At 51.6% G+C, this 8,595-nt stretch carries 7 protein-coding genes; all 7 read left to right on the top strand.

Annotated features, from left to right (window positions below; all coding sequences use genetic code 11):
* The first annotated feature begins 185 nt into the window (after positions 1 to 185).
* The 7 genes from ACI4N7_RS05260 to ACI4N7_RS05230 all read left to right on the top strand — a co-directional run bounded on the left by ACI4N7_RS05260 (position 186) and on the right by ACI4N7_RS05230 (position 8,587).
* On the top strand, positions 186 to 956 hold the full coding sequence (locus ACI4N7_RS05260; RefSeq protein ID WP_439732316.1) for a DpnI domain-containing protein: 771 nt from the start codon (positions 186 to 188) through the stop codon (positions 954 to 956).
* A gap of 45 nt (positions 957 to 1,001) precedes the next feature.
* Positions 1,002 to 1,595, top strand: coding sequence for a DJ-1/PfpI family protein (locus ACI4N7_RS05255; RefSeq protein ID WP_439732315.1), 594 nt, complete (start codon positions 1,002 to 1,004; stop codon positions 1,593 to 1,595).
* A 201-nt stretch (positions 1,596 to 1,796) separates the two neighbouring features.
* Positions 1,797 to 2,255 (top strand): MarR family winged helix-turn-helix transcriptional regulator, encoded by a 459-nt coding sequence (locus tag ACI4N7_RS05250; protein ID WP_439732314.1) that lies wholly within the window; start codon positions 1,797 to 1,799, stop codon positions 2,253 to 2,255.
* A gap of 288 nt (positions 2,256 to 2,543) precedes the next feature.
* Entirely contained in the window at positions 2,544 to 3,974 is a 1,431-nt protein-coding gene (locus tag ACI4N7_RS05245; protein ID WP_439732313.1) for an MFS transporter, read from the top strand.
* A 616-nt stretch (positions 3,975 to 4,590) separates the two neighbouring features.
* Positions 4,591 to 5,946, top strand: a complete 1,356-nt coding sequence (locus ACI4N7_RS05240; protein ID WP_439732312.1) for a sodium-dependent transporter — start codon at positions 4,591 to 4,593, stop codon at positions 5,944 to 5,946.
* A gap of 338 nt (positions 5,947 to 6,284) precedes the next feature.
* Entirely contained in the window at positions 6,285 to 7,541 is a 1,257-nt protein-coding gene (locus ACI4N7_RS05235) for a Glu/Leu/Phe/Val family dehydrogenase (RefSeq protein WP_439732311.1), read from the top strand.
* A 206-nt stretch (positions 7,542 to 7,747) separates the two neighbouring features.
* On the top strand, positions 7,748 to 8,587 hold the full coding sequence (locus ACI4N7_RS05230; RefSeq protein WP_439732310.1) for a deoxyribonuclease IV: 840 nt from the start codon (positions 7,748 to 7,750) through the stop codon (positions 8,585 to 8,587).
* Positions 8,588 to 8,595 lie beyond the last annotated feature (8 nt).

The raw sequence follows: 8,595 nt of genomic DNA, 5'->3' as shown, positions 1-8,595 counted from the left end.
GTTTCCCCTGGAGGCAGAGAATCGAAAAGAAGCACTGAAATTGGCAGAGACCCTGTACAGGGAAGGCAGGTGGGTACTGGAACCGGGCCATCTGGAGGACGTGCAGTTTATGGTGGTAGAGGAAAAGCGGAAAGCAGATTGACAGGCAGATCTCTTCTTTTATAATGAGGAAAAGGAGGGATTCCATGAATACCAGTCTTGATATGTCTCTGGCAGAATCCTATACCAGCCATTCCCAGATGGCCCGGGTGGTAACAGAAAACTGGGTGGAGAAGAATATGTACTGCCCCCGCTGCGGCTGCAGTCATCTGGAGCATCTGAAGGCCAATCAGCCGGTGGCGGATTTTGCATGCCCTCAGTGTGGAGAAATTTTTGAGTCCAAGGCGAAAAAAGGAACCTTGGGCCGAAAAGTGGCTGACGGTGCTTATGAGACCATGATACAGAGAATCCATGACGCAGATAATCCGGATTTCTTTTTCATGTCCTATGACCTGGCTGCCGCAAAAGTGCTGGATTTCCTCATCGTGCCCAGATATTTCTTTGTAGATGCGGTCATTGAAAAGAGAAATCCTCTGGCAGCTTCAGCCCGACGGGCGGGATGGACAGGGTGCAGCATTCTGCTGGAAGAAATTCCTTCCTATGGACGTATTCCAATCATTCGAGGCGGCCTGGCAGAGGCGAAGGAGGATGTGTGCAGGAAGTACAGGAGCACCGCCTTTCTGGCCGAGATGAATCTGTCTTCCCGGGGCTGGCTCATGGATGTCTTTCGCTGTATGGAGGAAATCAAAGGGGAGTGCTTCACGCTTCAGGATATGTATGGCTTTGAGGAAAGACTGCAGATTCTTCATCCGGAAAATCACAACATCCGTGCGAAAATCCGCCAGCAGCTTCAGCTTCTGCGGGATAGGGGACTGATACAGTTTATCAGCCGGGGTGTTTATAGAAAACGGGGATGAATTATTTCTGTCTTTGCCCGCATGATTATGGAAAGGGAGATTTTTATGACAAAAGTGACGGCTTTATTCTTTCATGACTTTACGGCACTGGATGCAGTGGGGCCTTTGGATGTGCTGGGCAGGCTGGAGGGGTACGAAATCCACTATGCTTCCCTTTCCGGCGGGCCTGTGTCCAATTCTTCCGGACTGACGGTGGAGACGGAACCACTTTCTACTTTAGGAAAGAGTGATATTCTTCTCGTTCCCGGAGGCTTTGGCACAAGGAAGCTTGCCGGAGATACCCTCTTTCTGGAAACGCTCCGAAAGGCCATGGATGAGGCATCCCTGGTGATGACGGTATGCACGGGCTCCGCTCTGGCCGCTGCCTGCGGAGCGCTGGACGGCAGGCATGCCACGGGGAATAAAAAGGCTTTTGACTGGACCATGTCTCTTGGGCCTGCGGTGCTTTGGGAAAGAGATGCCCGCTGGGTAAAGGACGGGAAATTTTATACCGCCGGCGGTGTTTCTGCAGGCATGGATATGGCTCTGGGCTTTGTGGCAGACCGGTTCGGGAAGGAGAAAGCATTCTCACTGGCAGAAAGCATGGAATACTGCTGGAATGAAAAGGCGGAAGATGGCTGGTGCTTCCGCAGGAAATGATCAATCGGCAGTAAAACGGCGCCCCTGGTATCCGGGAGTGCCGTTTTTTTATGCTCCGCCGGCAGGCGGACCTGTTTTATGAAAGAGAAGGGTTCTATGGGATGGCTCATGAAACGGATTACATAAAAAAATGAATTGTGGTATAATTTTTACCAGTGGGTTAATTAGTTATCTTAAGTAATAGGAAACAGAGGGGTTTGGATGAATGCTGAATTGACCAGGCAGTTTCTGGATGCCTGCCATGAGGCCCGGAGGATATGTGAGCTTCTGCCCAATCTTCCGCCTCATGTCAAACCTCGTCACATCCGTATTATCAACTGCATTTATACGCTTCGGGAACAGAACCGGACTGTGCGGGTCAGCGATGTGGCGGAGGCTATGAACGGTACCATGCCTTCCATTACCAAGCTGGTGAATGAGCTTTGTGAAATGGGAGCCGTAAAAAAGAGACAGAGCCGGAATGATAAGCGGGTATATACACTGAAGCTGACGGATCTGGGAAATCATTATTATGAGCTTTATGTCAGGAAGTTCCAGGGCTGGCTCTGCGAGCAGATGGAGGATATGCCGGAGGAACAGGTACAGGCTACGGTGGATACGATCCACCGGGTCAGGGGTATCCTGCAGGAAGCTAGAGAGACCTTTGGGTCTCTGGAATAGGACAGGGAAAAGCACGGCAGTGAGAGCCGCGCTTTTTTATTTGGATTTCAAAATGCTTTTTAAACAGGGCTTTTCCTGCGGACCGGACTGTAGTATACTAAGGTAGTATAATTAGTTATCTGAAATAAGTAATGGGCAGCGGGGCATCATTTTCAGCTCTGCAGTCAGCAGGAAACGGAGCCATTCCATCCGGAAAAGAGATGGAGTTCCGGTTTCCTGTATTCTTCTTTGATTTCTCGGAGCCCGGGCCGTGATGCGGTCTTTATATGATGAAAGGAAGTAACATATATGCAGTTTGAACGGCGCCTGGATATGCGGCTTATTTTTTCCATTGTAGCCGCAGGCATTTTGTCTTTTACGGGAGTGGTCATCGAAACGGCCATGAATGTGACCTTTCCTTCGCTGATGAAGGAGTTTTCCGTATCCACGTCCCTGGTGCAGTGGATCACCACAGGCTATCTTCTGGTGCTGGCGGTGGTGATTCCGATTTCGGGATATCTGAAGGAACGGTTTTTGATGAAAAGGCTGTTTCTTGTTTCCGGCGCCCTGTTTATTCTGGGAACACTGCTGGGAGCCTGGTCGCCTGCTTTTATGGTGCTGCTTCTGGGCCGTCTTCTGCAGGGGGCAGGCACAGGCATTGCACTGCCGCTGATGTTTAATATCATTATGGAGCAGGCGCCGCTGAACCGTCTGGGCGTGATGGTGGGAGCCGGCATGCTTGTATGCGCCCTGGCTCCGGCGGTGGGACCTTCCATCGGCGGGTATATTGTGAGCCTTTTCGGATGGCGCATGATATTCTGGGCTGTGCTTCCGCTGCTGGTGATTTCCTTCATTCTGGGAGGCCTGTCGGTGCGCCAGTCTTCAGAGATTTCCGTGAGACCCTTTGACAGCCCCGGTCTTCTTTATCTGGCAGCCGGATTCACCTGCCTTCTCATGGGATGTACGGAACTGGGCCATGGGCGGATCAGCCTCATGCCGGTGCTTCTGTTTATCGGCTTCCTGCTGGCGCTCTTCCTTTTCCGCAGCCGGGAAAAACGCCTGATTGACAGAGGCGGAAGCCCTCTGCTTAATATACGGGCTTTCAGAAACCGGGCCTTCGTGCTGGGAGCGCTGGGGCTTTCTCTGCTGCAGTTTATCTGCCTGGCTCTGGGATTCCTGATTCCCAGCTTTTCACAGATTGTGACGGGAGAGAATGCGTTCAAGGCAGGCTGCATTCTGCTTCCCGGCTGTATTGTGGGAGCTCTTTTTGCACCAATATCGGGGCGGATTTATGACCGCTTCGGTGCCAAAAAGCCGATTCTCCTGGGAAGCAGCTTCATCATCCTGTCCCTGGTGCTTTTCAACAGCACCCTTTCCGGTGCTTCCACCTGGATTCTTACAGTGTGCTACCTTTTCTTTGCAGCAGGGCAGGGGCTTTCTGTAGGAAATATCCTGACCTACAGTCTTTCCGTGCTGGAGAAGGGAATGAAGCCCGATGGCAATGCTATCTGCAATACGGTGCAGCAGCTTTCCGGCGCTGTGGGAACGGCGGCAGCGGCAGCCATCGTATCGGCCTCCCAGCTTTCCATGCCCTTTGATTTCTCCGGGGCGACTGCCCGCGGAACCGCCGACGCCTTCCTGGTGCTGCTGGTGCTGGCTGTTCTGCAGTTCGTCTCGCTCTTCTTCTCCTTTAGAAAGGAAGAGAGGAATGAAAGGCGGCAGACCATAGAAGACAGATAAAGATGCCGGAATGCAGATGATCAAACGCTGCGTGTCTTCCTGCTGTCCGCTGCTGTTCTGAACGGAGTGAAGGGTTGCTGCTTTGAATGCAGAAGGTGGTCAGTGCCCGCGCGCAGAAAGGCAGGAAATGATATATCAAATCGGTGTTCCTTCAAGGAAGGGGACGCCGATTTTTTTATGCCCTTTTGCAGGGGTATCTTCTTTATTTCCCCTGCCCTTTCAAGGAAAAACAAAGGAATGGCATGGGAAACAAGGAATCAATATACATACACTTATAAATATACATACACTCACTTATAATTTAATTAGTATTTTCCCTTTGGCGGCTGGGCAATGGCTCCGTGCTGCGGGACATTCCTTTCATATTGCGTCCGGGGCGCTTCCACCATCCTTTGCTCCTTTGTACCTGGAGCGGTCCTGCAGCTCCTTTTCCTTTTTCCGAACCTGTTGTATAATATAAAAGTTGTATGAGTTTCATACCCGGGCCGGCGATGAAGCCGGCGCTCTTTTTGTCAGGACACGGAAATCCCGGCGGAAGAGTTTTTTTATGTGTGAAATGCGCCGGGAGGCAGGTTTTCTGCCTGCGTCCCTGTCATAGGAATCGGAGGAAAGAAGAATGGAAGAAAGAGACAGCTTTAAATCCCGGCTGGGATTTATTCTTGTCAGTGCGGGCTGTGCCATCGGCATAGGAAATGTGTGGAAATTCCCCTATATTACCGGTGAGTACGGCGGCGCCGTATTTGTCCTGTTTTATCTGGCGTTTCTGGTCCTTCTGGGCATACCGGTGGTGACTATGGAGCTGGCGGTTGGCCGGGCCAGCCATAAGAGTGCCATGCGGGGATTTGAGGCTCTGGAGCCGAAGGGCTCCAAGTGGCATATCCATGGATGGGTGTGCCTTTTGGGGAGCTTCATCCTCATGGTGTATTACACCACGATTTCCGGCTGGATGGTGGACTACTTTGTCCGTTTCCTGGACGGCTCCTTCAATGGCATGGGACCGAAGGAAGTAGCGGCGGCCTTTGATTCCATGGTAGCGGATCCTGTGGAGATGATGATTTTCATGGGCATCAATGTGCTGGTGGGCTTCCTTGTCTGTGCCGGCGGCGTGGCCAAAAGTCTGGAAAAGGTGACAAAGGTCATGATGCTGGGGCTCCTGGGGCTGATTGTCATTCTGGCAGTGAACAGCATTCTTCTCCCCGGCAGTGAAAAGGGACTTGCCTTTTATCTTCTTCCCGACTGGAACCGTGCGGTAGAGGCGGGACTTGGAAATGTGGCGGCGGCAGCCATGAACCAGGCCTTCTTTACCCTTTCCGTAGGGCAGGGCTCCATGGAAATTTTTGCCAGCTACATGAGCCGGGACCATGCGCTCACCGGAGAAGCGGTCAGGATTACGGCTCTGGATACCTTCGTGGCTCTCCTGGCAGGCATGATTATATTTCCCGCCTGCTTTTCCTTCGGCGTGGAACCTTCCGAAGGGCCGTCCCTTATCTTCGTGACCCTGCCCAATATTTTCATCCACATGCCCATGGGCCGGTTCTGGGGATCCCTTTTCTTTATATTCATGACCTTTGCCAGCTTCTCCACGGTTACTGCTGTTTTTGAATCTCTTATCGGCAACTGCATGGATGATTTCCACTGGAGCCGGAAAAAAGCGGTACTGGTGCTTCTGCCTCTGGTATTCCTGGGCAGCATTCCCTGCGTGCTGGGATTCAACCTGTGGTCAGATGTACATATCCTGGGGACCAGGGGCATTCTGGATACGGAAGATTTCATCGTCAGCAGCCTTATCCTGCCTATCGGTTCCATCGTCTTTGCCCTTTTCTGCGTGACCAGGTACGGCTGGGGCTTTGAAAATTATCTGAAGGAAGTGAATACCGGAGAAGGCATGAAAATGCCCCGCTGGATCCTTCCCTATTTCAAATATGTACTGCCTGTCCTGATCTTCATCATCCTGGTGAAAGGACTGATGTGAGAACGCAGGCGGCCTCTGTTTCCTGTCTCCCGGAAACTGTTTTTCTGCTTCCGGGAAACAGGGACAGAAGGCCGCTTTTTTTATGCCCATGCGAAGCGGCGCCGCCATGTTTTCTTATCTTCTGTACAACAGGAGGCGGAGCCATGCAGTGAATGAAGCATTTCAGGGTATACCTATACCGAATACTCATAGGACCATGATTTCAAGTTTTCAAAATCTCCGGGCAGTGTTATAGTAGACACAGGAAGGCTTGGGAAAGGGCCTGTTTTTTGATGTAAAGAAGGTTTTGGGTATCCGGTTCTTTTTCAGCCCATCATTTTTATTGCAGGAGGCAGAAAATGGCAAATTACAATCCTTATGAAAACATGCTGGATGTTTTGGACAAAGCAGCACAGGTGCTGGGTTATACTAAAGAGGATTATGAATTTGTACGATATCCGGAAAGGGAGCTCACGGTGAGCATTCCTATCCGCATGGATGACGGCCATGTAGAAGTTTTCTCCGGTTACCGCGTACAGCATTCCACAGCCCGGGGTGCAGCAAAAGGCGGTATCCGTTTCCATCCTCAGTCAGATGAAAATGAAGTCAAGGCGCTGGCTGCCTGGATGACCATTAAGAACGCCATCGGAAATATTCCCTACGGCGGTGCCAAAGGCGGCATCCGTGTGGATCCCCACAAACTTTCCCAGCGGGAGCTGGAGAGACTGACCCGCGGCTATGTACGCCGGATTTATCCTATTATCGGACCGGATAAGGACGTACCGGCACCGGATGTGAATACCAACGGCCAGATCATGGCTTGGATTGCCGATGAATATGCAGCTCTTTCCGGCACCTGGCAGCCGGGCGTGGTAACAGGGAAACCGCTTTCCACCGGCGGCTCTCTGGGAAGAAATGAAGCAACCGGCAGAGGCCTGATGTTTACCCTTAAAACCTGGTGCGAAAAGAATCATAAGGATATGAAAGGCCTTACCATGGCAGTGCAGGGGTTCGGCAATGTAGGATCCGTAGGGGCACTCCTCATGCACCAGGAAGGCGTGAAAATCACCACCATCGGTGATATCAACGGCACCTGGCATAACCCGAAAGGGCTGAACATCGAAGCCATGTATGTATATGCCAACTCCCACGGCCGTTCCCTCAAGGGATACACGGAAACAGGTGCGGAGATTATTCCGGATGGAGAACTCTTCAGCCAGGACGTGGATGTCCTCTTCATGGCAGCCCTGGAAAACCAGCTGAATGAAAAGACTATGGAAAAAGTCAAGGCTCCGCTGATTCTGGAAGGCGCCAACGGTCCAACCACGGAAGAAGCGGATGCTTACTTCGAAAAGAAGGGCATCGAAGTGCTGCCTGACGTTATGAGCAACGTGGGCGGCGTAGTAGGCTCCTACTTTGAATGGGTACAGAACCGCACCGGCTATTACTGGACGGAAGAGGAATACAACCAGCGTCTCCAGAAGAAGATGCGGGAAGCCTATGAAGACGTGTACGCACTGAAAGAAAAGTATCATGTCACCTACCGTCTGGCAGCCTACATGCTGGCTCTCTCCAGAGTGGTAGAAGCACAGAAGACCAGAGGATTTTTAGGATAATAGAGAAAGTCTGAAGATTGAACAGGGCCTTTCCTTTATGAAATGGAATTTATCATTTCATAAGGGAAAGGCCCTGTTTTGTATGGAAAACGCCGCAGACAGGGGAAGGGCACCGCAGGGCAATCAAGTAGTCCCTGGTCCGTGATATAATCGAAGTAAATATAAGTGCTTTGTTATACAATCATATAAAGATAAGGAGAATATATATGTTTATTATTGGATGCCATTTATCAGTTTCCAAAGGATTCCTGGCCATGGGGAAAACCGCCACGGCCCTGGGCGGGAATACCTTCCAGTTCTTTCCTCGAAATCCCCGGGGCGGACAGTCGAAGCCTCTGGTAGAAGAAGATGTGGAAGGGCTGGCCCGCTGGATGGATGCGCATGATTTCGGGCCCATCCTCTGCCATGGCGCCTACACTATGAACGGTGCGTCTACCAAGGACAATGTGCGGGACTTTGCCCGGACCGCCATCCGGGAGGATCTGGCTAAAACAGCCCATCTTCCCCGCTGCATGTACAATTTCCATCCCGGCGCCCATCTGAAACAGGGAGTGGACAAGGCGGTGATTCTCATTGCCGATATGCTGAACTATGCCATGGATCAGGAAGAACTGCCAAAGTATGTGCTTCTGGAAACCATGGCAGGCAAAGGGACGGAAGTAGGCAGGACATTTGAGGAACTGGCCGCCATCATCGACCGGGTGGAACGGAAGGACCGCATGGGAGTATGCCTGGATACCTGCCATGTGTATGACGGGGGCTATGACCTGGTCAATGACCTGAACGGCGTACTCCGCCATTTTGATGAAACCCTGGGTCTTTCCCGTCTCCATGCCATTCATCTGAACGATGACAAGAACCCTCTGGGCAGCCATAAGGACCGCCATGAAAAAATCGGACAGGGCACCCTGGGGCTGGAAGCCATCAGCCGTATCATCAATCATCCGCTGCTGAAAGAGCTCCCCTTCTATCTGGAAACCCCCAACGAGCTTCCCGGATATAAAGAGGAAATCGCTTTGCTGAAAAGCCTGCGGAAAGAATCATAAAGAAGGAG

The sequence above is a fragment of the Dialister sp. genome, assembly GCF_051885895.1.
Classification (GTDB): Bacteria; Bacillota; Negativicutes; order Veillonellales; family Dialisteraceae; genus Dialister.
Note: the sequence above shows the minus strand (reverse complement) of the source record. Positions and strands in the feature narration are given on the sequence as shown.